The organism is Micromonospora rhizosphaerae, from assembly GCF_900091465.1.
Lineage (GTDB): Bacteria > Actinomycetota > Actinomycetes > Mycobacteriales > Micromonosporaceae > Micromonospora > Micromonospora rhizosphaerae.
In genome coordinates this window covers 1,863,813-1,886,713 of the sequence record NZ_FMHV01000002.1, presented here as the reverse complement: position 1 = coordinate 1,886,713, position 22,901 = coordinate 1,863,813, and the positions used below count along the sequence as shown (strand labels likewise).

21 protein-coding genes are annotated in these 22,901 nt (G+C 74.0%); 11 read left to right on the top strand and 10 right to left on the bottom strand.

Going from position 1 to position 22,901, the window contains the following annotated elements; all coding sequences use genetic code 11:
* Nucleotides 1-98 precede the first annotated feature (98 nt).
* Nucleotides 99-1,265 (top strand): GNAT family N-acetyltransferase, encoded by a 1,167-nt coding sequence (locus GA0070624_RS09170; protein WP_176731634.1) that lies wholly within the window; start codon nucleotides 99-101, stop codon nucleotides 1,263-1,265.
* Complete coding sequence (locus GA0070624_RS09165; RefSeq protein WP_091338950.1) at nucleotides 1,262-2,380, top strand: GNAT family N-acetyltransferase; 1,119 nt, start codon at nucleotides 1,262-1,264, stop codon at nucleotides 2,378-2,380. The genes GA0070624_RS09170 and GA0070624_RS09165 overlap by 4 nt, the downstream gene beginning before the upstream one ends.
* A 97-nt stretch (nucleotides 2,381-2,477) precedes the next feature.
* Here GA0070624_RS09165 and hpf read toward each other — a convergent pair whose 3' ends face one another.
* The 5 genes from hpf to mtrA form a co-directional block, all read right to left on the bottom strand.
* On the bottom strand, nucleotides 2,478-3,128 hold the full coding sequence (gene hpf, locus GA0070624_RS09160; RefSeq protein ID WP_091348445.1) for a ribosome hibernation-promoting factor, HPF/YfiA family: 651 nt from the start codon (nucleotides 3,126-3,128) through the stop codon (nucleotides 2,478-2,480).
* 251 nt (nucleotides 3,129-3,379) lie between these two features.
* The gene (locus GA0070624_RS09155) at nucleotides 3,380-4,051 is read right to left on the bottom strand and encodes a ComF family protein (protein ID WP_176731996.1); all 672 of its coding nucleotides are present in this window, start codon (nucleotides 4,049-4,051) and stop codon (nucleotides 3,380-3,382) included.
* A 49-nt stretch (nucleotides 4,052-4,100) separates the two neighbouring features.
* Complete coding sequence (locus GA0070624_RS09150) at nucleotides 4,101-5,894, bottom strand: LpqB family beta-propeller domain-containing protein (RefSeq protein ID WP_091338943.1); 1,794 nt, start codon at nucleotides 5,892-5,894, stop codon at nucleotides 4,101-4,103.
* Nucleotides 5,891-7,570, bottom strand: coding sequence for an MtrAB system histidine kinase MtrB (gene mtrB / locus GA0070624_RS09145; protein ID WP_091348441.1), 1,680 nt, complete (start codon nucleotides 7,568-7,570; stop codon nucleotides 5,891-5,893). The genes GA0070624_RS09150 and mtrB overlap by 4 nt, the downstream gene beginning before the upstream one ends.
* Before the next feature lie 88 nt (nucleotides 7,571-7,658).
* On the bottom strand, nucleotides 7,659-8,348 hold the full coding sequence (gene mtrA, locus GA0070624_RS09140; protein ID WP_091338941.1) for an MtrAB system response regulator MtrA: 690 nt from the start codon (nucleotides 8,346-8,348) through the stop codon (nucleotides 7,659-7,661).
* Nucleotides 8,349-8,560: 212 nt separating this feature from the next.
* Here mtrA and GA0070624_RS09135 point away from each other — a divergent pair, with 212 nt between their 5' ends.
* The 5 genes from GA0070624_RS09135 to GA0070624_RS09115 are packed head-to-tail and all read left to right on the top strand — an operon-like array spanning nucleotide 8,561 to nucleotide 13,695.
* Nucleotides 8,561-9,412: a hypothetical protein gene (locus tag GA0070624_RS09135; protein WP_091338938.1), complete on the top strand. Its 852-nt coding sequence runs from the start codon at nucleotides 8,561-8,563 to the stop codon at nucleotides 9,410-9,412.
* Entirely contained in the window at nucleotides 9,409-10,044 is a 636-nt protein-coding gene (locus GA0070624_RS09130; RefSeq protein ID WP_091338937.1) for a DUF4129 domain-containing protein, read from the top strand. The genes GA0070624_RS09135 and GA0070624_RS09130 overlap by 4 nt, the downstream gene beginning before the upstream one ends.
* Nucleotides 10,041-11,405 (top strand): DUF4350 domain-containing protein, encoded by a 1,365-nt coding sequence (locus GA0070624_RS09125; RefSeq protein WP_091338935.1) that lies wholly within the window; start codon nucleotides 10,041-10,043, stop codon nucleotides 11,403-11,405. The genes GA0070624_RS09130 and GA0070624_RS09125 overlap by 4 nt, the downstream gene beginning before the upstream one ends.
* Nucleotides 11,406-11,413: 8 nt before the next feature.
* Complete coding sequence (locus GA0070624_RS09120) at nucleotides 11,414-12,388, top strand: AAA family ATPase (RefSeq protein WP_091348436.1); 975 nt, start codon at nucleotides 11,414-11,416, stop codon at nucleotides 12,386-12,388.
* Nucleotides 12,385-13,695: a DUF58 domain-containing protein gene (locus tag GA0070624_RS09115; protein ID WP_091338933.1), complete on the top strand. Its 1,311-nt coding sequence runs from the start codon at nucleotides 12,385-12,387 to the stop codon at nucleotides 13,693-13,695. Before GA0070624_RS09120 ends, GA0070624_RS09115 begins: the two co-directional genes overlap by 4 nt.
* A 52-nt stretch (nucleotides 13,696-13,747) precedes the next feature.
* Here GA0070624_RS09115 and GA0070624_RS09110 read toward each other — a convergent pair whose 3' ends face one another.
* The gene (locus GA0070624_RS09110) at nucleotides 13,748-14,770 is read right to left on the bottom strand and encodes a stage II sporulation protein M (RefSeq protein ID WP_091338929.1); all 1,023 of its coding nucleotides are present in this window, start codon (nucleotides 14,768-14,770) and stop codon (nucleotides 13,748-13,750) included.
* A 23-nt stretch (nucleotides 14,771-14,793) separates the two neighbouring features.
* Here GA0070624_RS09110 and GA0070624_RS09105 point away from each other — a divergent pair, with 23 nt between their 5' ends.
* Nucleotides 14,794-15,831 (top strand): RDD family protein, encoded by a 1,038-nt coding sequence (locus GA0070624_RS09105; protein ID WP_091348433.1) that lies wholly within the window; start codon nucleotides 14,794-14,796, stop codon nucleotides 15,829-15,831.
* Nucleotides 15,832-15,885: 54 nt separating this feature from the next.
* Here the strand turns inward: GA0070624_RS09105 and efeB are convergent, their stop codons facing one another.
* Genes efeB through efeU form a run of 3 tightly spaced genes read right to left on the bottom strand, consistent with a single transcriptional unit; the run spans nucleotide 15,886 to nucleotide 19,308 of the window.
* A complete protein-coding gene (gene efeB, locus GA0070624_RS09100) occupies nucleotides 15,886-17,190 on the bottom strand; it encodes an iron uptake transporter deferrochelatase/peroxidase subunit (protein ID WP_245718713.1) in 1,305 nt (434 codons plus the stop codon).
* A 20-nt stretch (nucleotides 17,191-17,210) separates the two neighbouring features.
* A complete protein-coding gene (gene efeO, locus GA0070624_RS09095; protein WP_091338923.1) occupies nucleotides 17,211-18,344 on the bottom strand; it encodes an iron uptake system protein EfeO in 1,134 nt (377 codons plus the stop codon).
* Between the two features lie 28 nt (nucleotides 18,345-18,372).
* Nucleotides 18,373-19,308, bottom strand: coding sequence for an iron uptake transporter permease EfeU (gene efeU, locus GA0070624_RS09090; RefSeq protein ID WP_091338920.1), 936 nt, complete (start codon nucleotides 19,306-19,308; stop codon nucleotides 18,373-18,375).
* Nucleotides 19,309-19,506: 198 nt separating this feature from the next.
* Here efeU and GA0070624_RS09085 point away from each other — a divergent pair, with 198 nt between their 5' ends.
* The 3 genes from GA0070624_RS09085 (at nucleotide 19,507) to GA0070624_RS34635 (ending at nucleotide 21,051) form a co-directional block, all read left to right on the top strand.
* A complete protein-coding gene (locus tag GA0070624_RS09085; protein ID WP_091338917.1) occupies nucleotides 19,507-19,953 on the top strand; it encodes a hypothetical protein in 447 nt (148 codons plus the stop codon).
* Between the two features lie 70 nt (nucleotides 19,954-20,023).
* A complete protein-coding gene (locus GA0070624_RS09080) occupies nucleotides 20,024-20,896 on the top strand; it encodes a tetratricopeptide repeat protein (RefSeq protein WP_091338915.1) in 873 nt (290 codons plus the stop codon).
* Nucleotides 20,884-21,051 carry a hypothetical protein gene (locus tag GA0070624_RS34635; protein WP_176731526.1) on the top strand — a complete coding sequence of 56 codons (168 nt, stop codon included), beginning with the start codon at nucleotides 20,884-20,886 and terminating at the stop codon, nucleotides 21,049-21,051. Before GA0070624_RS09080 ends, GA0070624_RS34635 begins: the two co-directional genes overlap by 13 nt.
* A gap of 211 nt (nucleotides 21,052-21,262) precedes the next feature.
* Here GA0070624_RS34635 and ahcY read toward each other — a convergent pair whose 3' ends face one another.
* Nucleotides 21,263-22,762 (bottom strand): adenosylhomocysteinase, encoded by a 1,500-nt coding sequence (gene ahcY / locus GA0070624_RS09075; RefSeq protein ID WP_091338912.1) that lies wholly within the window; start codon nucleotides 22,760-22,762, stop codon nucleotides 21,263-21,265.
* Nucleotides 22,763-22,901 lie beyond the last annotated feature (139 nt).

Sequence of the window (22,901 nt, the reverse complement as noted above, 5' to 3'; positions counted from 1 at the left end):
TGGTGGCGGCGGTCCGGACCGGCGAAACCGACATAACGCACGGCACGGGCGATGACCGGCGGTAATCGGGTTACGCCCAACGCGAACGATCCGGCACGATGGCTCGGGTGGAGCCTGTGGAGATCACCGAGGACGGCCTGCTGCTGCGACCCTGGCGGGCGGCGGACGCCGACGCGGTGCACCGCGCCTGCCAGGACCCGGACATCCAGCGCTGGACCACCGTACCGCGCCCGTACCTGCCCGAACACGCCCACGACTTCGTGACCGGGAAGGCTTCGGCGGCCTGGGCGGACGGCACCGGGGCGCCGTTCGCGGTCTGTGACGCGGCCACCGGGGAGCTGCTCGCCTCCTGCGGCCTGGTCTCGATCGACCGGGGCCTGGGCTCCGGCGAGGTGGGCTACTGGACCGCTCCCTGGGCCCGCGACCGGGGCGTCGCGGTCCGCGCCACCCGGGCGGTCGCCCGCTGGGCCTTCGACGCGCTCAAGCTGCGCCGGCTGATCTGGCAGGCCGAGGTCGGCAACCACGCCTCGCGACTGGTCGCGCTCCGCGCCGGTTTCCGGATCGAGGGCGAGCTGCGGCTCGCCCATCCGGCCGTGAACGGTCGCCCGGAGGGCTGGATCGGCTCGCTCTTCCCCGGCGAGGTGCCGGCGGTCGGCGAGCCCGGCCCCGCCGGCCGGGGCACCCTGGAGGCCCGCCGGGCCGCGGTCTTCGGCCGGCCGCAGCCCACCCTCTTCGCCGCTGCCGGCGCCATCGAGCTGCGGCTGCGTCCGATGGAGGAGCGCGACCTGGACAACATCGTGACCACCTGCCGCGACCCGCAGACCATCGCCTGGACCACCGTGCCGGCCCCGTACGAGCGGGAGCACGCCGAGGGGTTCAAGCGGGACTTCGCCGAGGCGGCGTGGGCGCGCGGCACCGGCGCGTACTTCACCATCGCCGACGGCGACGACCGGTACGTCGGCTCGGTGGACCTGCGAATCTCCAAGGCCGACCCGCTGAACAGCGATGTCGGCTTCATGACCGCCCCGCACGCCCGCGGCCGGGGCTACCTGCCGGCCGCGCTCGGCGCGCTCACCGCCTGGGGCTTCACCACGCTGGGCCTGGCCCGGATCGAGTGGCGGGCGCTGGCCGGCAACACCGCGTCCCGGCGGGTCGCCGAGAAGGCCGGCTTCGCCTTCGAGGGCACCGCCCGGGGCGTTCTGCCCACCCGGGACGGCCGGGGCGACGCCTGGGTGGCCGCGCTGCTCGCCGAGGACCTGGCGTGACGCCCGAGCTCGTCGAGGCGTACGGGGTGCGACTGCGGCTGTTTCGCCTCGACGACGCGGCCGACACCGCGGCGGGCTGCGCCGACCCGGTCACCCAGCGCGGAATCTCCGGCATGCCGTACCCGTACACCGAGGAGACCGCGCGGTGGTGGATCACCGAGGGCGCGCCGGCGGCCTGGGCTGCCGGCGGCGCCGCGTACGCGATCGCCGATCCGGCCACCGACCGGCTGCTCGGCGGCATCGGCCTGAGCCAGGTGGTACCCGCCCGCGGCCAGGCGGAGATCGGCTACTGGGTGGCGCCCTGGGCGCGCGGCCGGGGCGTGGCCACCGCCGCCACCCGGGCGCTGGCCGAACAGGCGTTCGCCGCCGGCACCGCCCGGCTGGAGCTGCTCACCAACGACGAGAACACCGCCAGCCAGCGGGTCGCGCTGGCCGCCGGCTTCCGGCACGAGGGGGTACGCCGGGCGGCGAACCCGAGTCGGGGCGGCGGCCGGCACGACCTGATCGCCTGGGTACGCCTCGCCGACGACCCGCCCGGGCCGACCGCGCGGCTCCTGCCGGACCTGCCCGGCGGGCGGCTCACCGACGGCGTGGTGACCCTGCGCCGGATCGCCCCGGGCGACGCCGACGTGATGTTCCGGCTGCACACGCTGCCGGAGGTGGTGGCCAACCAGGCGCCCCCGGTGCCGCCGACCCGGGCCGCGATCGACCGGCGCTGCCGGCTGGCGGAGACCGCCTGGCTCACCGGCAGCCTGGCCCGGCTGCTGATGCTCGACGCGGCCACCGGCGAACCGGCGGGCAGCTGCGGGCTGTCCTACAGCGATCCGGCGGCCGGCGAGGCGAGCGTCGGCTACGCGCTGCTGCCCGCCTGGCGCGGGCGCGGGTACGCCTCCCGGGCGGTACGGCTCCTTGCCGTCTGGGCATTCGGCCTGCCCGGGATCACCCGGCTGGTCGCGGGGACCCTGCCGGACAACACCGCGTCGCACCGGGTGCTGGAGAAGGTGGGCTTCCGCCGGGAGGGGCTGCTGCTCGGCCGGCTGCCCGGACTGAACGGCGGCCGGATCGACGACCTGGTATTCGGGCTGCTCGCGGCGGATCTGCGGGCCGGGCACTGAGCCGGGCGGCACAAACGTCGCGGGAAACGGGACTGGAAACGGCGAGGAGCCGCGGTGGTCGCCCACCTCGGCTCCTCGGCTGGTGTCACAGGGATGGTCAGGGGTTGGTGTCGAGCGAGATGATCCCGTAGTCGTATGCGTGGCGGCGGTAGACGACGCTCGGCCGGCCGGACTCCTTGTCCTGGAACAGGTAGAAGTCGTGGCCCACCAGTTCCATCTGGAACAGCGCGTCGTCGATGGTCATCGGCTCGGCGGGGTGCACCTTCTCCCGCGCGATGTGCCACGGCTGGTCGTCGTAGTCGTCGAGTGTTTCCTCGGGGCGTTCGGCGACCGCGGTGGCCGTCCGATGGCCGTTGGCGAGCGCGGCCAGCGGTGGCTCGCCGAGGTCGGCTACCGGCAGGCCGGCAGTGGCGGCGGCGACGGAGAGCGGCGCGTGCCGCCCCCGGTGGACCCGGCGCCGGTCGGCCAACCGGCGCAACCGGGTGTCCAGCTTCGCGATGGCCGTGTCCAGTGCGCTGTAGAAATCACTCGTGCAGGCCTCGGCCCGGATCACCGGGCCCCGTGAGACGCAGGTGATTTCCACCCGCTGGCAATGATCGGCCTGGCGCGGATTGCGCTCGTGGAACAGCTCGACATCGACACGAATGAGCTTCTGGTCGTAGCGTTCGATCTTCGCGAGTTTCTCGGCTACGTGCACCCGGTAATGGTCCGGAACCTCGACGTTACGGCCCTTGACCACGATATCCACGTGACCTCCCTTGTTCGGACGGTCGTTCGGTCCGGTCATCCCGGTCGGTACGCCCTGGGAGATCCCCTGCTCGGCGTCGACCGGGTCAGTACGGCTACGCCTCCTTTCACCGCCGGGGGCGGGTGGGACACCTCGTACCCCCGACACGAGAAAGCTAACTCCTGTCCGCCCGGCAGTCACCCCTCGTTGTCGGGACGGCCCAGGAATTTTCACAGCTCATACACCAAGGGGTGAAACGGAAACACGAAGCGTTACCAATGGCGTCGTTTTTGCGTTGCGGCGAGCACCGCCGCGGCCTTTGGCGGCATTCCCGCGGCGTGCAAGACCCGGCTTACCGCGGCCAGCGTCACCCCGGTGGTGACGATGTCGTCGAGCACCACCACGGCGCTGTCCCGATCGGCCAGGGACGGCCCGCCGAACCGGCGCAGCCGGAAGGCCGCGTCCGCCGCCGCGGCCCGGCCGGCGCTGTCCAGGGCGACCGAGTCCGGCCGGGGCAGCGCCCGCAGCGGTCGGAGCACCCGGACCGGCCAGCCGGCCGCACACAGCCGCGCGGCCGCGTGGGTGGCCAACCGGTCGAGGTGGTCGCCGTACCGGGCCCGGGCCGCCGGTGCGGTGTCCGGAACCGGCACCAGGGCCACCGGCCGGGGTGGGCCTGGGACCGCCGCCGCCACCACCTCCGCGAGCAGTCCGCCCAGCGGCCGGGCCAGCCCGTGCCGGCCCCGTTCCTTGTACGCCAGCAGCGCCTCCCGCAGCGCACCCGCGTACGGGCCGAGGGCCACGCAGGGCGGCAGGGCGGGCGGGACTGGGCTGGGGCGGGCGGGACCGGGGCGCAGCGACTCCAACTCGCGGACGCAGCCGGGGCAGAACCCCTGCCGGGCGCCCGACGTCCGCTCCCCGCACCCGGCACACCCGGCCGGCAGCACCAGGTCGGTCAGGTCCGCCCAGAGCCCGCCCAGGTCCCGCACCGGCGCCTCAGTAGAGGAAGAAGGGAGCAGTCGGGTTGGAGGCGCGGACCCCCGCCGCCGGCGCCGTCACGTTCAACACCTGGTCCCGCTTGATGGTGTCGAACGGGTTGCTCTGGTAGGCCACCTTGTTCGCTTCGTACATGTACGCACCGGTGGGCAGCGGCCCAACCGAATCGGCGGCGTAGGCGGACAGGTGCGTCACCCGGGCACCGATGTCCTGCTTGCGCGGCGACTCCTCGGCGCCGTCGACACCCGTCTCGTAGATCGCGGGCCGCCCCTCGTAGCCGGCGATGATCAGCTTGTTCTCGCCGCTCCAGTCGACCGCCGAAAGGTCGGCCAGCTTGGTGACCAGCCGGCGGGGCTGGCCGACCGCCACCACACCGCCGTCGAGGCTCACCGCGGCGACGTAGAGGGCGCCGTCGACGATCAGCGCGATCCGGTGCCCGTCGAGGGAGGCGGCCACCGCGGAGACCGTGCCGGAGACGGCGAGCGACACCTGGCTCATCCCGCCGTCCCCGTCGAACCGGTAGAGCCGCCCGTCGGCCACCACCAGCCCGTACGGTTGCCGCGGATCGGTGGACCGGAGCCAGGTCGGCCGGCCGATCGAGCCGTACCAGCCCTCGCCCTTAGGCTTCGAGACCGGCTGCGGCCCGTGGCCGACCACCAGCCGTTGCTTCCGGTCGGCCCGGGTCACCACCAGCGCGGCGAGGATCCCGTCGCCCGCGCGGCTGAGCGCCGCCGAGACGACCGCCTTGTTCGCGGCGGCGGCCAGCGGCACGCTGCCCCTCGGCTCGCCGGCGAAGGAGAGCGCGTGGATCGCGCCGTCGTAGACACAGAAGCGCTGCGGGCTCCCGCTGGTCGGATACGCCGGATTGGTCAGCCGTTCCTGCTCGAGGTCGACCGTACGCCGGCTCTGATTCCCGATCTTGAGATCGAGCTGCTTGGCGAACTCCGGCAGCGACCAGGCGAGCTGGGTGGCGAGCCGGGTGAGCCGTTTGTCGTTGGCGCCCGGCATGTTGAGGTTGATCTCCCACCGTCCGTCGTCCGACCCGGTGGCATTGTTGATCAGGGAGGTGCTGTCCGGCAGCCGGGTGACGCCCGGGGCCAGCCAGTCGGGCGGCCCGCCGGCGAGCCACCTGACGATCTCGGTGACCCGCCGCTCGGCGGGCACCACCACTGGCAGGTAACGCTGGTCGGGCACCAGGCGGGTCTGGTCGGAGTTCCAGAAGTAGATGGTGTGCGTGCCGTAGTAGTACTGCAGCGCGTCCTCGCTGAGCAGCAGCACGTTCTGCGGGGTGGTGAGAAGCAGCCCCGGGTCGCCGGTGTCGGCCGGGCGCAGCTTGAACAGGTACTGGGTCTCGGTCAACACCGGGGGCGCGAGGGTGCCATCGGCGCGGAGCACACCGACCTGCTGGACCTTGACCCGGACGTCGCTCGTGCCGTCGCTGTTCGCCGTGTCCTCCGGGTTCTCCCGGAGCCGGACCACGTGCAGCGTCACCTCGCTGCCCTGCTTCTCCCGGACCCGGCTCCTCGCCTCGGGCGCGATGAACTGCTTGACCCGTTCGTACGCCCCATCCCGCTCCCCGGCTGCCGCGGCCAGGTAGTTGAGGACGAACTGCTTGGGATCGTCGCTCGCGGTCCGGGTGGGCGGCTGCGCCGCGGCGCCGGCGTACGGCCCCGACTCCACCGCCGGGCCCTGGCCGTCCATCTGGACGCCGGAGCTGTCGGGAATGCCGCAGCCGGTGAGCCCGGCGGGCAGGAGCACGCCGCCGAGCACTGCGGCCAGCAACCGGCGCCTCACGACGAAACCTCCGCCCGGTCGCCCCCGGTCGGGGCCGGGCCGATGGCCAGGGTGCCGCCGTCACCGGGACCGATGGCCAGCAGGCCGCCGTCGCGGGGACCGCCGAACGGCAGCTTGGCGTCGGCCGGCACCAGGCGCAGCGGGGAGGTGGTGAGCCGGTCGCCGGCCCGCGCCGGCAGGGTCAGCCGGAACTGGGCGCCCTGCCCGGGTGCCCCCCACGCCTCCAGCCAGCCGCCGTGCAGTCGCGCGTCCTCCAGGCTGATCGACAGGCCGAGCCCGGTGCCGCCGGTCTGCCGGGCCCGGGACGGGTCGGCCCGCCAGAACCGGTTGAAGACCAGCTTCTCCTCGCCGGGCTTGAGCCCCACCCCATGGTCCCGGACGGTGATCGCCACCGCGCTCTTGTCCATCGCGAGCGTGATCAGCACCGGCTTGGCCTCGCCGTGCTCGACCGCGTTGCCGACCAGGTTCCGCAGCACCCGCTCGACCCGGCGCGGGTCCACCTCGGCGATCACCGGCGTGGCCGGCACGTCCAGCTCGATGGTGACGCCCACCCGCTCGGCCAGGCCGGCGAGCCGGTCGGCCACCCGGTGCACCACCGGCACCAGGTCGGTCGGCTCGGCGTCCAGCATCGCGAACCCCGCGTCGAACCGGCTGATCTCCAGCAGGTCGGTGAGCAGCTCCTCGAACCGGTCCAGCTCGGCCTGGAGCAACTCGGCGCTGCGGGCCACCGCGGGATCGAACTCGTCGCGCTCGGCGAAGATCAGGTCGGCGGCCATCCGGACCGTGGTCAGCGGGGTGCGCAGCTCGTGGGAGACGTCGGAGGTGAACCGCCGCTGCAGCCGGGACATCTCCTCCAGCCGGAGGATCTGCCGCTGGAGGTTGGTCGCCATCTGGTTGAAGGAAGCCGCGAGCAGGGCGAGGTCGTCCTCGCCGTTGACCGCCATCCGCTGGTCGAGCAGGCCGGCGGAGAGCCGCTGGGCCGTCCGGGCGGCAACCCGGACCGGGGTCACCACCATCCGGGTGACCAGGGCGGCGAGCAGGCCGAGCAGGAGCACCAGGGCGACGCCGGTGGCGATCACGGTGGCCCGGGCGTCGGCGGCGGTGGCGTCCTGCCGGGCCAGTGGCAGGAAGTAGTAGAGCTCGACCTGGCCGAACCGGGTCGGCACCGGCGAGCCGTAGACGAGGTATTTCGTGCGCTCCCCGGTCAGTCGGCCGGTGCCGATCTGGTGGGCGATGTTGCCCTCGGCGACCGCGGTCCGCAGCTCCCGACTGATCAACGGCCGGACGTCCGCGTCCGGCGCCGTACGCGGCTTGATGATGCCGGGGTAGTTGTCCGCGGTGATGGCGACCACCACCCCGCTGGTCTGCGCCGGGTCGCCGCCGGCCAGGTAGTTGACCGTGCCGTCGATGGTGTCCTGGAGCTGCGCCTCCTGCGGCTGGCTGTACAGGGAGAACTGCTTGGCCGCGTAGTCGCTGCCGCTGGAGAGGCGCAGGCGCGCGTCCGTCACGGCGTTCTGCACCAGAATGCTGGTGATCTTGTCGGCGATCAGGTAGGCGAACCCGCTGACCAGGAGGCTGGACGCCACCAGGGTGATGGTGACCACTCGGACCTGCAGCGACCGGCGCCACGTCTGGTGCAGGCCGGCGACCAGCCGGGCGGACCGGCCCGCCAGCATGCGCCACAGCGCCCGCACGGCCTGCAGCCAGCGGTACGCGGTGGTCGGCGAGTCGGGGCGCGGGGAGGTCACCACAGTGCGACCAAGGCTATCCGGTACCCGCCTTGTAGCCCACGCCCCGAACGGTGAGGATGATTTCCGGTCGCTCCGGATCCGGCTCGATCTTGGCCCGCAGCCGCTGCACGTGCACGTTGACCAGGCGGGTGTCGGCGGCGTGCCGGTAGCCCCAGACCTGCTCCAACAGCACCTCGCGGGTGAAGACCTGCCGCGGCTTGCGGGCGAGCGCGACCAGCAGGTCGAACTCCAGCGGGGTCAGCTTCACCTCCTCGCCGTCCCGGCTCACCGTGTGCGCCGGCACGTCGATGGAGATCTGGATGCCGGGCGGCCCGATGGTGAGCATCTCCGGCGCCACGTCCTCGCCCCGGCGCAGCCGGGCGCGCATCCGGGCCACCAGCTCCTTGGGCTTGAACGGCTTGACGACGTAGTCGTCGGCCCCGGACTCCAGGCCGAGCACCACGTCCACCGTGTCGCTCTTGGCGGTCAGCATGACGATTGGCACGCCGGACTCGGCCCGGATCGCGCGCGCCACGTCGATGCCGCTCATGCCGGGCAGCATCAGGTCGAGCAGGACGATATCGGGCCGATTGTCACGGAAAGCGGCCAATGCCCGTTCCCCGTCCGCGACGAATGCGGGCACGAAGCCCTCGCTGCGCAGGACGATGCCGAGCATCTCGGCGAGCGCTGGGTCGTCGTCGACCACCAGTACCCGGGCTCTCATGGGGTTTATCGTTCCATCCCCGTTCGGTTAGGAGGGTTCGGCGTTATCACGGCACGGTACTGCGGCGGGCGACCACACACCACAGCTGACGGGCCGGACGCTGCGCGTGGCGCGGCCCCCCTGCGGGTCCACCGGATCGGACCGGCCGTGTCACGATGATCCCTCGGGGGCGCCGCCGCCCGCCACCACCGCTCGTCCGCCAGGGAGTACGCGTGTCCGACGCCGGCCCGACCGCCGTGCTCCCGCGCCGCCCGCTGACCGTGGGCGAACTGCTCGACTCCGCCGTCCTGCTGCTGCGCGGCCAGGCCCGGCTGCTGGTCCCGCTCGCCGCCCTGCTGGCACTGGGCGAGCAGCTGCTGCTCCACCCGCTGCGGACGCTGGCCGGCACGCACCCGCCGACATACTGGTTCAACGACGATCGGCTGGGCTGGTACTGGCTGCTGCTCGCGGTGGGCGCCGGCACCGAGGCGACGATCATCGCGCTGCTCGGCAACCCCGCCGCGCGGGGCGCGGGCGCGGCACTGCTCGGGCGCCGGGCGGGGCCGCGCGAGCTGCTCCGACCCGCCGGCGCCCGATGGGCCGCCACCGTGTCGCTCGCGCTGCTGGCGGGCCTCGTCGTCCTGATGGCGTCGCTGTTCGGGCCGGCCTGGTTCGTCGCCTACGGGCTGCTCGGCGCGCTCACCCCCGCATTGGTGGTGGACCGGCTCCCCGCGCCGCGGGCACCATTGCGCGCGCTCGGGCTCGCGGTCCGCTCGGGGGGCCGGGCGGCCGGCATCCGGCTGCTCGGTTACCTCGGCTGGTGGCTGATCCGGCTCGGGATCGGGTTGGGCCTCTTCTACGGGCTGGCGTCGCTGGACCTGCTCGACCTGGGTGACCTGAGCTGGGCCCTCCCGGTCGCCACGGCCGCCTGGGTCGCCGTGAACGCGGTCGCCTACCCGGCGCTGGCCTGCCTCGACGCGGTGCTGCACCTGGAGACCCGGATGCGGACCGAGGGCCTGGACATCCGGCTCTCCCGGGCCCCGGCCGGCACGCCGGAGCCGGTCCTGCTGGCGGTCGAGCGGTGAGCCGGTGGTGGACCGAGGCGGTCGCGGCCCTCGGCGACGTGGTACCGCTGCCACTCGCCACGCTGCTCCTGCTGCTCGTCGCGCTCCTGGTCGCCCTGGGCTGGTACTTCTTCCCCGCCTGGGTGCCCCGGCGGCTGCCCCGGCTCCCGCGGCTGCGGTTGCCCCGGTTCCGGTTCCCGCGGCTGCCCCGCTGGCGGCTCCCGCGGCTGCGCCGGCTCCCCCGCCGCCGACGGCGCCCCAGGACGACCGCCGAGGCGCCGACCGTGCCCGCACCCCGGGCCGGCGCGCCGGAGCAGCCCGCCGCCGCGCACGCCTCGCTCGCCGACCGGCTCGCCGCCGAGGGCCGGTACGCGGAGTCGGTCCGGGAGCGGCTGCGCGACATGATCCGTGAGCTGGTCGTCGGGCGGGTGGTCGAGCACCGCCCCGGGATGACCGTCGCGGAGCTCACCGCGGCGGCGGCCCGGGTCCGGCCCCGGGTGCACCCGCCCCTGCACGCCGCCGGCACGATCTTCTCCGACCTCTGGTACGCCCAGCGCCCGGCCACCCCGGAGCACGACCGGCGGATGCGCGAACTCGCCACCGACCTGCACCGGGAGCTCTCCGGTGACCCCGAGGACGGTGAGCGCCGGTGACCAGCACCATCGAGGCGACGAGGACGGTCCCGGAGCGGCCGCGCCAGGCCCGCCGTCGTCGGCACCGGCTGCTGATCCCGCTCGGGCTGGCCCTCCTGCTGATCGCGGTCACCCTGGTGGCGCACGCGGTCGACCAGCCCGACCCGGCCGACCGGGGCTTCCTCTCCCCCGTCGCCACCGATGACGACGGGGGCAGCCGGCTCGCCGCGGCGCTGCGCGGGCAGGGCGTGCCCGTACGGCGGGAGACCGACACCCTGCGGGCACTGCTCGCCGCCCGGCCCGGCCCGGCCACGCTCTTCGTGCCGGCTCCGGAGCTGGTGCACCCGGACACCGTCGCCGCCCTGGCCGACCTGCCCCTCGGCAGTCGCCTGGTGCTGGTCGACCCGTCCCGCCGGGTGCTGGAAGGCCTCGGCGCGCCGCTCGTGCCGACATCGCGCCGCTGGGCCACCCGGGCCATCGCCCCGGACGCCGACGGCCAGCCGTGCACGCTGCCCGAGGCCCTCGGCGCCGGGACGGCCGCCGCCGACCGCCAGCGCTACGCCGGCCCGCCCGGCCGGGCCGTCGTCCCCGACCGCTGCTACTCGGGTGGACTGTTCCGGGTGTCCTGGCGGACCGAGGTGGTGGTGATCGGGGCCAGCGACCCGTTCCGCAACGACCGGATCGACGAGCTGGGCAACCGCGCCCTCGCCACCGGCCTGCTCGGCGGCCCCCGTCCGCTGGTCTGGCTCGACCTGGACGGCCCGGCGCCCGCACCGAGCTTCGGCACCGGGCCCGACGGCGAGCCGGGCTGGTCCCCCACGCCGGGCGGCTCCACCCGCGGGGAGAACGGCGGCCGGCCGGGACGCGACGGGACGCCGAGCCGGGGCTCCGACGGGCAGGACGAGGCCGGCGGCCGGTCACCGCAGAATCCGCTCTGGACCGCCTTCCCCGTCTGGTTCTGGGCGCTGCTCGCCCAGCTCGCGCTGGCCGGGCTGCTGGTGGTGCTCTGGCGGGCCCGCCGACTCGGCCCGCCCGTGTTGGAACCGCTGCCGGTGACCGTCCGCTCCGCCGAGACGGTGCTCGGTCGGGCCCGGCTCTACCGGCGCGCCGGCGCCCGCGGCCCGGCGGCGGCGACCCTGCGCGCGGCCGCGCTGGACCGGCTGCTGCCCCGGCTCAACCTGCCGCCGACCACGCCACCGACCGAGGTGGCCGCCCGGGTCGCCGCGCGCGCCGGCATCGGCTCCGACCAGGCCGAACAACTGCTCTACGGCGACGAGCCGGCCACCGACCAGGAGCTGCTGGAGCTGGCCCGCGCGCTGGACCGGGTGGCCCGCACGGTCGCCGCCCGTCCCGACCACCCGACCGAAGGAGATCTCCGGTGACCGGACCCATGACCGTTCCGTCGGCCGTCGACCAGCACGACGCCCGCGCCGCCCTGCACCGGCTGCGAGCCGAGGTGGCCAAGGCGGTCGTCGGGCAGGACGCCGTGGTCACCGGGCTGGTGATCGCCCTGCTCTGCCGGGGGCACGTGCTGCTCGAAGGCGTGCCCGGGGTGGCCAAGACCCTGCTCATCCGCACCGTGGCCACCGCGCTGGACCTGGAGTCCAAGCGGGTCCAGTTCACCCCGGACCTGATGCCCGGCGACGTCACCGGGTCGCTGATCTTCGACCCGCACACCGCCGCCTTCACCTTCCGGGAGGGGCCGGTCTTCACCAACCTGCTGCTCGCCGACGAGATCAACCGGACGCCCCCGAAGACCCAGTCGGCGCTGCTGGAGGTGATGGAGGAGCGGCAGGTCTCCGTCGAGGGCGAACGGCGGGTGCTGCCCGACCCGTTCATCGTGGCGGCCACCCAGAACCCGATCGAGTACGAGGGCACCTACCCGCTGCCGGAGGCGCAGCTCGACCGGTTCCTGCTCAAGCTGACCGTGCCGCTGCCCAGCCGGGACGAGGAGCTGGGGGTGCTCCGCGCGCACCACGCCGGCTTCGACCCGCGCGACCTGGGCGCCGCCGGCGTACGGCCGGTGGCCACCGCGGCCGACCTCGCCGCGGCCCGGGAGGCGGTCCGCCGGGTGTACGTGGCCGAGCCGCTCTTCGGCTACATCGTGGACCTCTGCCGGGCCACCCGGGCCACCCCGGCGCTCGAACTGGGCGCCTCGCCCCGCGGCGCGACCGCCCTGCTCAACACGGCCAAGGCGTGGTCCTGGCTGGCCGGCCGCGACCACGTCACCCCGGACGACGTGAAGGCCGTCGCGCGGCCCACCCTGCGGCACCGGCTCCGGCTGCGCCCCGAGGTGGAGCTGGAGGGGGTCGGCGTCGACTCGGTGCTGGACACGGTGCTGGCCACCGTGCCGACGCCGCGATGACCTGGCGGGCGGCGCTGCTGCTCGGGGCGGGCGCGCTGACCCTGCCGGCCTGGCCGGCGCCGTTCGTCGGCGTGGCGGCGATGACCGGCCTGGTGCTGCTGCTGGTCGCCCTCGACTGGTCGCTGGCGGCGCCGCTGCACGCGCTCACCGCCACCCGGACCGGCGACCGGGCGGTCCGGCTCGGCGGCACCGCCACGGTCACGCTGCACCTGGCCAACACCTCCGCCCGTACGCTGCGCGCCCAGGTGCGCGACGCCTGGGTGCCCTCGGCGGGCGCCCGTCCCGACGTACCGCCGCGGCGGCTGTTGCTGGTCGAGCCGCGCGGCACGGCCACGCTGCCCGTACGGCTCACTCCGTCGCGCCGGGGCGACCGGCCGGCGGTGGCGCTGACCGTACGCTCCTTCGGGCCGCTGCGGCTGGCGTTCCGGCAGCGGGCCGGCCGCCCCGACACGCCACCGTGGGCGCTGCGGGTACTGCCCCGCTTCGACTCCCGGCGGCACCTGCCGGAGAAGCTGGCCCGGCTGCGGATCATCGACGGCATACAGGTCACCCGGGGTCGGGGCCAGGGCACCGAGTTCGACACCCTGCGCGAGTACGTGGTCGGCGACGACGTGCGGTCGATCGACTGGCGGGCCAGCGCGCGCCGGTCCGACGTGCTGGTCCGCACCTGGCGGCCGGAGCGGGACCGGCGACTGGTCTGCGTGCTGGACACCGGTCGCACCTCGGCGGTACGGGTCGGCGACCAGCCCCGGTTGGACACCGCGATCGACGCGGCGCTGCTGCTCACCGCGCTCGCCGCCCGGGCAGGCGACCGGGTCGACCTGCTGGCGGCGGACGCCGTGATCCGGGCGCGGGTGACCGGCAGCGGCCGGCCGGCCCTGCTCTCCCGGCTGGTCGACGGGGTCGCCCCGCTCCACCCGGCGCTGGTGGAGACGGACTTCGAGCTGATCGCCGGTGAGGTGCTGCGCCGGGAGCGGCAGCGCAGCCTGGTGGTGCTCTTCACCGCCCTGGAGGCGGGCGCCCTCGGCGAGGGCCTGCTGCCGGTGCTGCCCCGGCTGGCCGCCCGACACAAGGTGGTGATCGCCGCGACCCACGACCCGGTGCTGACCGGGCTGACCGTCGCCCCGCCCACCGGCCCGGAGGACGCCTACGCCGCCGCCGCGGCCTGGCGGGCGCTGGCCGAACGGGACCGCGTCCGCGCCGCGCTGGCGAGACACGGGGTGACCGTGGTCGACGCCCCCGCCGACCGCCTCGCCCCCACGGTCGCCGACACCTATCTCCGCCTCAAGTCCCTGGGCCAACTCTGACCCACCACCGCGCCCCCGCGGCTCCGGCCCGCGCTAATTCACGGATCAGTGGCTATTCCGCGCCGAAAAGGCCCTCATTCCGTGAATTTGCGGTCACGGGAGGAGGCGGGGGCGCGGACGAGGGCGGCGATGTCGGGGAGCGGGCGGCGTGGCGGCCGAGGAGGAGGGCGTACGAGAGGAAAGCGAGCCACACGGCGGCGCCGACCGCCACGCGGACCGGGACCGGCACGGGCGCCGGGGTGACGAACGCCTCGAGCAGGGCGGAGACGGCGAAGAGCCCGACCAGGCCGACGGCGACCACGATGGACGAACGGCCCGCCTCGGCGACCGCCCGCCCCCGGCTGAGGTGGGCGGGCGGCGAGATCCACGCCCAGCCGGTACGCAGACCGACTCCGGCGGCCACGAAGATCCCGGTCAGCTCCAGCAGCCCGTGCGGGGTGATCAGGCCGAAGAAGACGTCAGCCCGGCCGTAGGAGACCATCACCCCGCCAACCACGCCGATGTTCAGCGCGTTCTGCCAGAGCAGGTAGAACACCGGCACGACCAGCACCCCGGAGGCCAGGCACTGGGCGGCGATCCAGGCGTTGTGCGTCCAGAGGTGGAAGGCGAAGGTGGGCGCGGCGAACTCGGTGTAGTAGCCGGCGAAGCCGGAGTCGACCAGGTCGGCGGCGGCCTCATTGCCGATGAACGCGGCGGCGGTGTCCGGGTGGCCGGCGACGAACCAGATCAGGAAGCCGCTGAGCGCGCCGAACCCGGTGGCCACCCCGCACCACCAGGGCCACGCCCGGTAGAGGGCGGCCGGCAGGTCGGCGGTGAGGAACCGCCGCAGCGCGGCCCAGGACGCCCGGGGGCGGCCGGTGATCCGGGCCCGGGCGGCCAGCACCAGGTGGGAGAGGCGGTTGACCAGCGCGGGGTCGGGTGAGCGGCTGCGCAGCACGGAGAGGTGGGTGGCCGCCCGCTGGTAGAGCGCGACCAACTCGTCGACCTCGGCGGCGTCCAGACGACGGCGCCGGGCCAACTGCTCCAGCCGTCGCCACTCGCCGCCGTGCTCCGCCACGTACGCGTCGAGATCCACTCATCCTCCCCCGTCCGGCGCTCATAGTGTTCACTGTCGGAGTGAGAGCGCAACCTCCCGCACCGGCGCACGGCGGGGACCGGTGGGCCGACGCCGGTCTGGTCAGCGGCGAGGCGGTGGAGTTGGATGTCCGAGCCGCCCGGCTCGGCTCCCGGGTGCTCGCCCTGCTGATCGACCTCCTGGTCCAGGTGGGCGTGGCGATGCTGCTGTCGATCGGGCTGTCGCTGCTGCTGCTGGTCCTGCCCGCCGGGGTGGTGGACGGGGCGCTCGAGGGCGCGTTGCAGACGGTCCTGCTGGTCCTCGTGCTGGTCGGCTACCCGGTGCTGATGGAGCGGTTCGCCGGCGGCCGGACGGTCGGCAAGCTGGTCGTGGGACTGCGGGTGGTGCGCGCCGACGGCGGCCCGGTCGGCGTCGGCCAGTCGCTCACCCGGGCCCTGGTCGGCGTGGCGGTGGAGTGGCCGGGCCTGGTGCTGCCGCTGTTGAGCTGGGCGGCGAGCGTCACGGTGATGCTGACGGACCCGCGCGGGCGGCGCCTCGGTGACCTGGTGGCCGGCACGATGGTGGTGCACACCCGGGGCGCCGGGGTGTGGCGGCCCGCTCCGCTGGCCGTGCCGCCGCTGATGGGCTGGGCGCAGACGCTGGACCTGACCCGCCTGGACGACGGGCTGGCCCTGGCCGCCCGGCAGTACCTCGCCCGGGTGCACCAGTTCGTCGAGCCGGAGCGGGGCCGGCTGGGGCGGGCGCTCTGGGCCCAGATGGCCGCGGTCATCTCCCCGCCGCCGCCGTGGCGCGCGCCGGAGGCCGCCTACCTGGCCGCCGTGCTGGCCGAGCGGCACCGCCGGGCGGTGCACCGGCTCGGCCGTACCCGGGGCGTCACCGCGACGCTCTGGCCCGAGCTGACGCCGGCGCCTCCGCCGCCGGCCGCGCCGCCGCAGGCACCGCCGGCGACCCCCGCCCCGCTGCGGCCCGCCGCCCCGGCGATCGCCGTCCCCACCCAGGCCGATCCCACGGCGGTACGCCCCGGGCCCGCCGCGATCAGCGCCGAGCGCCCGCGCGGCTGACCACCGGCGCCCCGCACCACCGATGTCCCGTGCGGGCCGGCCGCTGTCGCGGGCTCAGGCGAACAGCGCGCGGCCCCAGAAGTCGGCGGCGTCGCGTACGCCGGGCGGGCAGGCGAACAGCGCGCTGGAGACGTGCCGCAGGTACTCGTTCATCGCGTCGTTCCGGGAGAGCCCGGTCTGGATCGGCACGAACTGCTTACGCGGGTCCCGCTGGTACGCGATGAAGAAGAGCCCGGCGTCGAGCCGGCCCAGCCCGTCCGAGCCGTCGACGAAGTTGTAGCCGCGGCGGAGCAGGCGCGCGCCGTTGTTCTGACTCGGGTGGGCGAGCCGGACGTGCGAGGTCTCGGCGATGACGGGCTCGCCGCCCTCGCCCTTCGCGGCGAAGTCCGGCTCGTCGAACTCGTCGCCCTTACCCAACGGCGCGCCGGCGCCCTTGGACCGGCCGACGATCTGCTCCTGCTCGGCCAGGGGGGTGCGGTCCCAGGTCTCGATCAGCATCCGGATCTTGCGGCTGACCAGGTACGACCCGCCGGTCATCCAGTCCGGCCCGTCGCCCGGGTGGGCCCAGAGGTGGTCGCGGAGCAGGCCGGTGTCCTCGGCCTTGAGGTTGGCGGTGCCGTCCTTGAAGCCGAAGAGGTTGCGCGGGGTGGCCTGGCCCCGCGAGGTCGACGAGGTACGCCCGAAGCCGAGCTGGGACCAGCGGACGCTGACCACACCCATGCCGATCCGGGCCAGGTTGCGGATGGCGTGCACCGCCACCTGCGGGTCGTTGGCGCAGGCCTGGACGCAGATGTCGCCGGCGGAGATCTCCGGGCGCAGCGCGTCCCCGGCGAAGTGCGGCAGGTCGGCCAGGGCGGGCGGGCGCCGGTCGGCGATGCCGAACCGGTCCCTGCCCTGGGCGTCGCGGAAGAGCATCGGGCCGAAGCCGATGGTGAGAGTGAGCTGCGCCGGGGGCAGCCCGAGCGCCTCGCCGGTGTCGTCCGGCGGGGCCTCCGGCATGCCGTTCACCGCGCCGATCAGCCCGGCGTCCCGGCCGGCGGTCATCCGGGCGGCGGCGGCCGTCCACTCCTGCAGCAGCGCGACCAGCCGGGCCCGGTCCTTGGTGATCACGTCGAACGCGACGAAGTGCAGCCGGTCCTGGGCCGGGGTGGTGATGCCGGCCTGGTGCTCGCCGTGGAAGGGCACCGCCCCGGCCGCCACGTCGTTCGCCGCCGCGTGGTCCGCGCCCCGGACCAGCGCGGTGGCGCCGGCGGCGACCCCGGCCACCCCGGCGACCCCGACGCCGGCGAGGGTGATGGCCCGGCGCCGGGACAGGCGGCTGCCGTCGGCGGGCGCTGCCTCGATGTTCTGCTCGCTCATCGGCTCTCCTGCGGGATTCGTCATCGCGCGACGACCGCGGCGACCTTGCTGATCGGCTCGGCGAGAGCGTTGATGCTGTCCGAGAGCTCCTTCAGCTCGGTCTTGCTGAGCGCGGTGTGCAGCTTCCAGCCGTCGCCGTCGCGGTGCTTGCCGAGCGTCTTCTCCACGTTGGCGAACTCGGTGTCGAGCTGGGTGACCAGCTCGGGCGAGCGCTGCTCCAGCGCCGGGCGCAGCGCGGCCATGGCGGCCTTGGAGCCCTCCAGGTTGGCGCTGAAGTCCCACAGGTCCGTGTGCGAGTAGCGGTCCTCCTCGCCGGTGATCTTGCCGCTGGCCACCTCGTCGAGGAGCTCCTTGGCGCCGTTGGCGAGCTGCAACGGCGAGAGCTTCTCGGCGTTGGCCTTGGCCACGATCTCCTTGACGTCGGTGAGCAGCTGGTCGGCGATCGGCCCGTCCTTGCTGATGTCGCCGGTCGTCCAGAGGTCCTTCTCGATCCGGTGGAAGCCGGTGAACTGCATCCCCTCCTCGACGACCTCCTCGCGGCCGTCGATCTTCGGGTCGAGGTCGCCGAAGATCTCCGCGACCGGCTCGATCCGCTCCCAGTAGGTGCGGGCGACCGGGTACAGCGCCTTGGCCTTCGCCGCGTCGCCGGCCTTGACCGCGGCCACGAACTCCTCGGTCTTGGTCAGCAGGGCGCCGGTCTGACTGGTGACGTAGCGCTGGTAGCTGGCGGTGGCCTGGCTCAGCGCGGCGTCCGGGGCGGCGCTCGCGGCGGTGCCGCTGACCTTCAGCGCGCCGCGGATGCCGCGGCCGCTCATCCCCGGCTTACAGGCCGTCTCGTACGTCCCGGCGGGCAGTTCGACCCGCAGCTCCCGGCTCAGCCCGGGGGCGATGTTCTCCACCTCGCCCATCACCCGGTCACCGGCGGCGTACACGTAGAACTCGTTCACCTTGGTGCCCGCGTTGGTCACCTTGAAGGTGACGTGGCCGGCGTCGACCTCGGTGGTGCCGACCTCGCAGGCGCTGTCGGTGGCCTTGACCGCGATCGGCCCTCCGGCGGCGTCGGCCTTCTTGTCGTCGCCGCCACCGCAACCGGCCAGGCCGGACACGGCGAGCAGACCGGCAGCGGCGGGCACCAGGAAACGGATGGTACGCATTCGGTTCTGTCTCCTCGGAGAAGGTGGGTCAGGCGCTCTGGGGGGCGGAGGTCGGGGCGTCGTCGGTCGCGGTCGTCGGATCGCTCGACGTGTCCGTGGCGGCCGGCTCGGGGGTGGCGGCCGCCGGCTTGGCCGGGACAGCGGGCTTGGCGGGGGCGGCCGGCTTGCGGAGGAAGAGCAGCAGCACCGGCACCGCGTAGGCGACCCAGGCGACCATCTCCAGCACACTCGGGGTGGCGGTGATGTTGAACATGCCGCCGAGCAGGGCGGCGTACCAGGTACTGGGGTCGAGCACCGAGGAGATGTCGAAGGCGTGCTGGCTCAGGCCGGGCAGCACGCCGGCCTCCTGGAAGTCATGCACGCCGTATTTGAAGATGCCGGCGGCGACCAGGATGAGCAGCGCGCCCGTCCAGGTGAAGAACTTGCTCAGGTTGATCTTCAGGGCGCTCTTGTAGAGCAGGAAGCCGATCACCACGGAGGTGGCGATGCCGCCGATCAGCGCGAGCAGCGCTCCCCGCCCCGCGCCGCCAGCCGCGCTCTGCGCGGCAGAGTAGAAGATGAGCGCGGTCTCCAGCCCCTCCCGGATCACCGCCAGGAAGGACATCCCGAGCACCGCGAGGGAGCCCACGGCGAGCGCCTCGCTGAGCTTGCCCCGCAGCTCGCCGGCGATCGTCCGGGCCGCCTTGCGCATCCAGAAGATCATCCAGGTGACGAAGACCACGGCCGCGACGGAGGTGACCGCCTCGAACAGCTCACGGTCCTCGGAGCGGGCGAGCAGCGAGGTCGAGGTGTACTCGATCAGCCAACCGAAGAAGACGGACAGCGCCACGGCAAGGCCGACCCCGGCCCACACCTGCGGCAGCCGGTCCCGCCGCTGCGACTTCACCAGGAACGCGACCAGGATGCTGACCACCAGGGTCGCTTCCAGGCCCTCCCGCAGGCCGATCAGGTACGTGGCGAACATCGGTACTCCGTGATCAGTTAGGCACGCCTTAGTTAACTTAGGGCAGCCATACCTTCCTCCTGATCCGGCACCCAGTCAAGTCGTTCACGAGAACTTCACCCGGCCCCGCACCGGCCTTTAGCGACGGGCGCGGGGGCCTCCGGCGCGCCACTCCTGTGGCAGGATCCGGCACACGCCCCCTCGTCAGACAGGACGGCCGTGGCCGACGACCTCTTCACCCCCACCATCACCCCCGCCGCGTACGAGCAGCGACGCCCACCGTGGCGGCCCGGGTCGCTGCTCTACCCCGCGGTCTTCGGCGGGGTTGCGGCGGTCACCGTGCTGGCGCTGATCAACTCCACCCGGCTCCGCCTGCCCGGCCGGGCCGTGCTGGCGATCGTCGGGGCCGGGCTGGCCGCCCTGGCCGCCCGGGTGCTGGTCACCCTCACCCTCCTCGACGGCCAATCGGGCGGCGCGGCCCGCCTGGTCGGCGCGCTCGCCGGGGCGCTGGTCTGGCTGGTGGCCAACCTGGTGCAGAAGGGACGGTTCCGGGCGTACCAGCTGCGGGGCGGGACACCGGCCTCACTCTGGGGGCCCGGCGTCGCCGCCGTGCTGCTCTTCGGGTTCGCGGAGGGGTTCCTGATCCTGCTGGCGGCCGGCTCGTGAACGGCGTCGGTTCCGCCGCAGGCCGACCCGATCGACCAGTTGTCGACCGCGCCTGCGCCGGGAGCGCCCGGTGACCGCGCCGGATCGGCAGCTCGACCGGGTGGCCGCCCTGCTCGACCTGAACCGGCCGGAGCAGGCCCTGGAGGAGCTCGGGCGGCTCTCCGGCGGGGTGGCCACCAGCCGGCAGGCGTTCCAGCTCCGGGCGGCCGCGCTCTCCGCCCTCGATCGGTGGTACGCCGTCGCCGACGTGGCCCGGCAGGGGCTGGCGGAGACCGGCCCGGACGCGGAGCTGTTCGGCCGGCTCGGCCTCGCCCTGCGGCACCAGGGCGAGCTGGCCCCGGCGGAGCGGGCGCTGCTGGACGGGCTGGCGATCGAACCGCAGCACCCGTGGCTGCTCTGCCAGTACGCCGACCTCTGCTCGGCCGTGGGCCAGACCGACAAGGCCGCCCGGCTGCTCGCCCGGGCCGCCGAGCTGGCCCCGGAGTCGCCGGCCGTCTACGCCGGCCGCTTCCAGCTCGCGTACGCCCGCGGTGACGACCGGGAGGCCGAGCGGGTGGCTCGGGAGTTCCTCGGCCGCTGGCCGGAGCACCCGGCGGCGCTGGCCCTGTACGGCAGCATGGCCTCCGAGCGGGGCCGGGTCGGCGAGGCCCGTCACTCCTTCGGTCGTGCGGTGGCGCAGGACCCGGGCGACCCGGACTACGCCGAGGCGGCCTGGGAGGCTCGGCTGTACGCCCACCCGCTGCTGGTCCCGCTCCGACCGTTGTTCCGGCTGGGCGTCCTGCGCACGTGGCTGATCGCGGTCGGCACCATCGCGGCGCTCAACCTGGCCGGCTTGAAGGGGCCAGCGGCGCTGGTCGGGCTGGCCTGGGTCCTCTACTGCGTCTATTCATGGATCGCCCCGCCGCTGGTCCGCCGGGTGGTGAGCCGCCGGTGGCAACGTTGAAGGGCCTGCTGCCCTGGCTGGCGGTGCTGGCCCTGGTGATGCTGCTCAGCGCGCTGCGGCTGCGCCTGCTGGCCACCGCCGTTTCGCTGGCCTGGCTCGCCTGGTGCGTCTGGACCTGGATCCGCCCGACCCGCCGCCGCTCCCGCCCGGACTGACCCGACCACGGTCCGCCTCGCCTCACCGCCGCTTGCCTGCGGAGCGCGCCCTGACCCGCCTGCTTCAGCCCCTTTGCTCTGCTGCAGTCCAGGCAACACCGAAGCGCTCCCAGTGTTGCGTCTGCTGCAGCAGAGCAAAGCGGGTCGGCCGGCCCGCGAAGGCGGAACCGGGCCGGCCGCGGGGGCGGCCGACCCGGTTCCGGGGTGTCGATCAGTAGCGGTAGTGCTCGGGCTTGAACGGACCCTCCTGCGGCACGCCCAGGTAGGCGGCCTGGTCCTTGGTGAGGGTGCTCAGCTTGGCGCCGAGGGCGTCCAGGTGCAGCCGGGCGACCTTCTCGTCCAGGTGCTTGGGGAGCACGTAGACGCCGACCGGGTACTCCTCGGTCTTGGTGAAGAGCTCGATCTGGGCGATGGTCTGGTTGGAGAACGAGTTCGACATCACGAAGCTCGGGTGCCCGGTGGCGTTGCCCAGGTTCAGCAGACGCCCCTCGGAGAGCACGATGACGGCGTGGCCGTCGTCGAACTTCCAGAGGTCGACCTGCGGCTTGATGTTCTCCCGGGTGACGTCCGGGCGCTTGGCCAGGCCGGCCATGTCGATCTCGTTGTCGAAGTGCCCGATGTTGCCGACGATGGCCTGGTGCTTCATCCGGGCCATGTGCTCGTTGGTGATGACGCTGAAGCAGCCGGTGGCGGTGACGAAGATGTCCGCCTGCTCGACCACGTCGTCGAGGGTGGACACCTGGTAGCCGTCCATCGCCGCCTGCAGCGCGCAGATCGGGTCGACCTCGGTCACCACGACCCGGGCGCCCTGGCCGCGCAGCGACTCGGCGCAGCCCTTGCCCACGTCGCCGTAGCCGAGCACGACGGCCATCTTGCCGCCGATCAGCACGTCGGTGGCCCGGTTGATGCCGTCGATCAGCGAGTGGCGAGTGCCGTACTTGTTGTCGAACTTGCTCTTGGTCACCGAGTCGTTGACGTTGATGGCCGGGAAGAGCAGGGTGCCGGCGCGGTGCATCTCGTAGAGCCGGTGCACACCGGTGGTGGTCTCCTCGGTCACGCCCTTGATACCGGCGCCGATCCGGGTCCAGCGCTGGCCGTCCTCGGCGAGCGAGCGGTGCAGCAGCTTGAGGATGACCGCGTACTCCTCGGAGTCGGCGGACTCGACCGGCGGGACGACCCCGGCCTTCTCGAACTCGACGCCCTTGTGGACGAGCAGGGTGGCGTCACCGCCGTCGTCGAGGATCATGTTGGGGCCCTGGCCGTCCGGCCAGGTCAACACCTGCTCGGTGCACCACCAGTACTCCTCCAGGCTCTCGCCCTTCCAGGCGTACACCGGGACGCCGGCCGGCGCCTCGGGGGTGCCGTTGGGGCCGACGACGATCGCGGCGGCCGCGTGGTCCTGGGTGGAGAAGATGTTGCAGGACGCCCAGCGGACCTGCGCGCCGAGCGCGACCAGGGTCTCGATCAGGACGGCGGTCTGGATGGTCATGTGCAGCGAGCCGGTGATCCGGGCACCGGCGAGCGGCTGCGCGTCGGCGAACTCGCGCCGGAGTGCCATCAGGCCGGGCATCTCGTGCTCGGCGAGCCGGATCTCCTTGCGCCCGAACTCGGCGAGCGACAGATCCGCCACCTTGTAGTCGCCCTCAGCGAGGGTGCTCGGCCGGGCCTCGGACGGCGCGCCGCTGGGGGCAGCCGGGAGGGTGCTGGTCATGGAAGCTCCTGTCGAACGATGTGCTGCGCAGCCTTCCACCTTACGCTCGCGGGCTGACGGAGCACGGCCCGGTCGGCGGACAGCGCACGGGGCGGTCGGTCGTGAACGGACTTTCCGTCCAGCAGCCGGCCGCCCCGTG

What these genes read in the sequence shown, in the direction of transcription:
- GA0070624_RS09115 (WP_091338933.1), top strand. Translation starts at nt 12,385, where the DNA reads ATGACCTGGCGGGCGGCGCTGCTGCTCGGGGCGGGCGCGCTGACCCTG.
- mtrB (WP_091348441.1), bottom strand. Translation starts at nt 7,570, where the DNA reads ATGCTGGCGGGCCGGTCCGCCCGGCTGGTCGCCGGCCTGCACCAGACG.
- efeO (WP_091338923.1), bottom strand. Translation starts at nt 18,344, where the DNA reads ATGCGTACCATCCGTTTCCTGGTGCCCGCCGCTGCCGGTCTGCTCGCC.
- efeU (WP_091338920.1), bottom strand. Translation starts at nt 19,308, where the DNA reads ATGTTCGCCACGTACCTGATCGGCCTGCGGGAGGGCCTGGAAGCGACC.
- GA0070624_RS09170 (WP_176731634.1), top strand. Translation starts at nt 99, where the DNA reads ATGGCTCGGGTGGAGCCTGTGGAGATCACCGAGGACGGCCTGCTGCTG.
- ahcY (WP_091338912.1), bottom strand. Translation starts at nt 22,762, where the DNA reads ATGACCAGCACCCTCCCGGCTGCCCCCAGCGGCGCGCCGTCCGAGGCC.
- mtrA (WP_091338941.1), bottom strand. Translation starts at nt 8,348, where the DNA reads ATGAGAGCCCGGGTACTGGTGGTCGACGACGACCCAGCGCTCGCCGAG.
- efeB (WP_245718713.1), bottom strand. Translation starts at nt 17,190, where the DNA reads ATGAGCGAGCAGAACATCGAGGCAGCGCCCGCCGACGGCAGCCGCCTG.
- GA0070624_RS09120 (WP_091348436.1), top strand. Translation starts at nt 11,414, where the DNA reads ATGACCGTTCCGTCGGCCGTCGACCAGCACGACGCCCGCGCCGCCCTG.